The organism is Candidatus Neomarinimicrobiota bacterium, from assembly GCA_018651745.1.
In the GTDB taxonomy this organism is placed as follows: Bacteria; Fidelibacterota; Marinisomatia; order Marinisomatales; family TCS55; genus JAAZYX01.
The window spans coordinates 1-2,445 of sequence record JABIDL010000005.1; the positions used below are offsets into that span (position 1 = coordinate 1).

At 41.2% G+C, this 2,445-nt stretch carries 1 protein-coding gene; it reads left to right on the plus strand.

Going from position 1 to position 2,445, the window contains the following annotated elements; all coding sequences use genetic code 11:
• Window positions 1–483 precede the first annotated feature (483 nt).
• Complete coding sequence (locus HOD97_00525; protein ID MBT4280095.1) at window positions 484–2,142, plus strand: bifunctional sulfate adenylyltransferase/adenylylsulfate kinase; 1,659 nt, start codon at window positions 484–486, stop codon at window positions 2,140–2,142.
• Window positions 2,143–2,445: the final 303 nt, after the last annotated feature.

Consider the following 2,445-nt stretch of genomic DNA (forward strand, 5'->3'; position numbering starts at 1 on the left):
AAATAATTCGTGTTTTTTTTCGTGCAATTTGTGGACAGGAAGTTTTTTTCAATAGAGCGGATATTTCGCCATTTTCTTTGGCGCAAAGAAAACGGCTGCAAAAGAAACAGTCGCTGTGAGAAAATCAAACGATTCTGCACTGTTTTTCGTTAAGGAATTAAACTCACCTCCTATCGTCGGTTCAGACAGTAATTCCTTCTTATCCTCAAAACACCTTGAATCTAAATGTTGAATTTTCTCAAGGCGACAAAAAGGCTGAACACCGTTAAACCACATTCTAAATAGTCAATAGCCATCTGCTCACAGTTCACCCATCACAATTTACAGCTCACTCATCACCGTTCACATACTTGTCCGGCGAAGTGAATACGAAGACGGATCAATAGTAAATAGTCAATTCTTAAACACTCGAACACTCGAACACCTTAACACTTTTGTCTTAACACTTTTTCCGGTTTTTTCAATTCTCAATAATCAATAATAATGTCCGCCGAATCAAATAGATTAAAACTAGAAGCATTTAATTATAAATCTTGGCAGTTGACGGAACGTCAAATCTGCGATATTGAATTATTGCTAAACGGTGCCTTTGCGCCAATATCGGGCTTTTTGACAGAAGAAGATTACCGGTCCGTTTTAAAAACGATGCGGTTAAAAGACGGTTCGCTTTGGCCCATACCGATTACATTGGATGTAACCCATGATTTCGCAAAAGAAATTTCTGTGGGTGAAAAAATAACCCTGCGGGATCACGAAGGCTTTGCCATCGCCGTTTTGAGCGTAAGGGATATTTATAATCCCGATTTTAATGAAGAAGCACAAACCGTTTATGGAACGACAGACGAAACCCATCCTGCGGTAAATTATTTAATGAACCATAGTAACCCCGTTTATCTTGGTGGAACGTTAGAGGAAATTTCTTTGCCCCATCATTATGATTACACAGAGAATCGCCACACACCGGCAGAACTTAAAACAGTTTTTAAAGAAAAAGGGTGGAACAAGATTGTAGCGTTTCAAACCCGGAATCCACTTCATCGGGCGCATGTGGAAATGACTATGCGCGCTTCACAAGATTTAAACGCAAAACTTCTAATTCATCCGGTGGTGGGCATGACCAAACCCGGCGATGTGGATCACTACACTCGCGTTCGCTGTTATCAGCATGTACTTCCAAAATACCCAAAAAATACTGCCATGATGAGTTTACTGCCTCTTGCCATGCGCATGGGAGGACCTCGAGAAGCATTGTGGCATGCGCTCATTCGGAAAAATTTTGGCTGTACACATATTGTGGTTGGCAGAGATCACGCCGGTCCCGGGAATGATAAAGACGGGAACCCATTTTACGGACCTTATGCTGCGCAGGAATTACTCATGAAGCATCAGGATGAAATCGGGATTGAAATGGTACCGTTCAAGTTTATGGTGTATTTGCCGCAGGAAGATAAATATGAAGCGATAGATACCATTGAAAAAGGAACGGATTTTCAAACGATTTCGGGAACTGAGCTGCGGGAATTATTAGATCAAGGAAAGGGTATTCCGGAATGGTTTACTTACAAAGAGGTGGCACAAGAATTGGAATCATCTCGCCCGCCGCTAACTGAGCGTGGATTAACCATATTTTTTACTGGATTATCCGGATCGGGGAAATCGACACTTGCCAACGGACTTCTTGTAAAGTTGCTTGAAGACGGTAGCCGGCCCGTAACGTTATTGGATGGTGATATTGTTCGGACGCATCTTTCGAGTGAGCTGGGCTTTTCAAAAGAGCATCGTTCGTTGAATGTGCAGCGAATTGGTTTTGTAGCAAGTGAAATCACCAAAAATGGTGGGATTGCCATTTGCGCTCCCATTGCACCATATACGGCAGATAGAAGAGTCAATCGTGAGCTTATTAACCCATTGGGTGGATATATTGAGATTTTTGTCAGCACATCCTTGGAAAAATGTGAAGAGCGGGATGTAAAAGGATTGTATGCTTTGGCGAGGAAGGGCGTTCTAAAGGAGTTCACCGGAATTTCCGACCCATACGAAGCGCCGGAGGATGCAGAAATCGTGGTCAATTCCACCGGAATTTCACCGGAAGTATTGGTGGAAGATATTTTTAATCAAATCAAAGAATTGGGGTATTTATAAACCAGCAACCAGTATAGCCGGTTTGTTTTTCTTTTTTCAATAGAGCGGAGATGTCGCCATTTTCTTTGACACAAAAAACAATATTATCCACGAATGACACGAATAATCACAAATAACAAAAAAGAGACGATCTATATTCTTGCAGTAAACATTGATGAAAAATTATAATGCAACCGCTAACCACATACCAAAGCCATAAAAAAATAATTCGTGTTTTTTTTCGTGCAATTTGTGGACAGGAAGTTTTTTTCAATAGAGCGGATATTTCGCCATTTTCTTTGGCGCAAAGAAAACGGCTGCAAA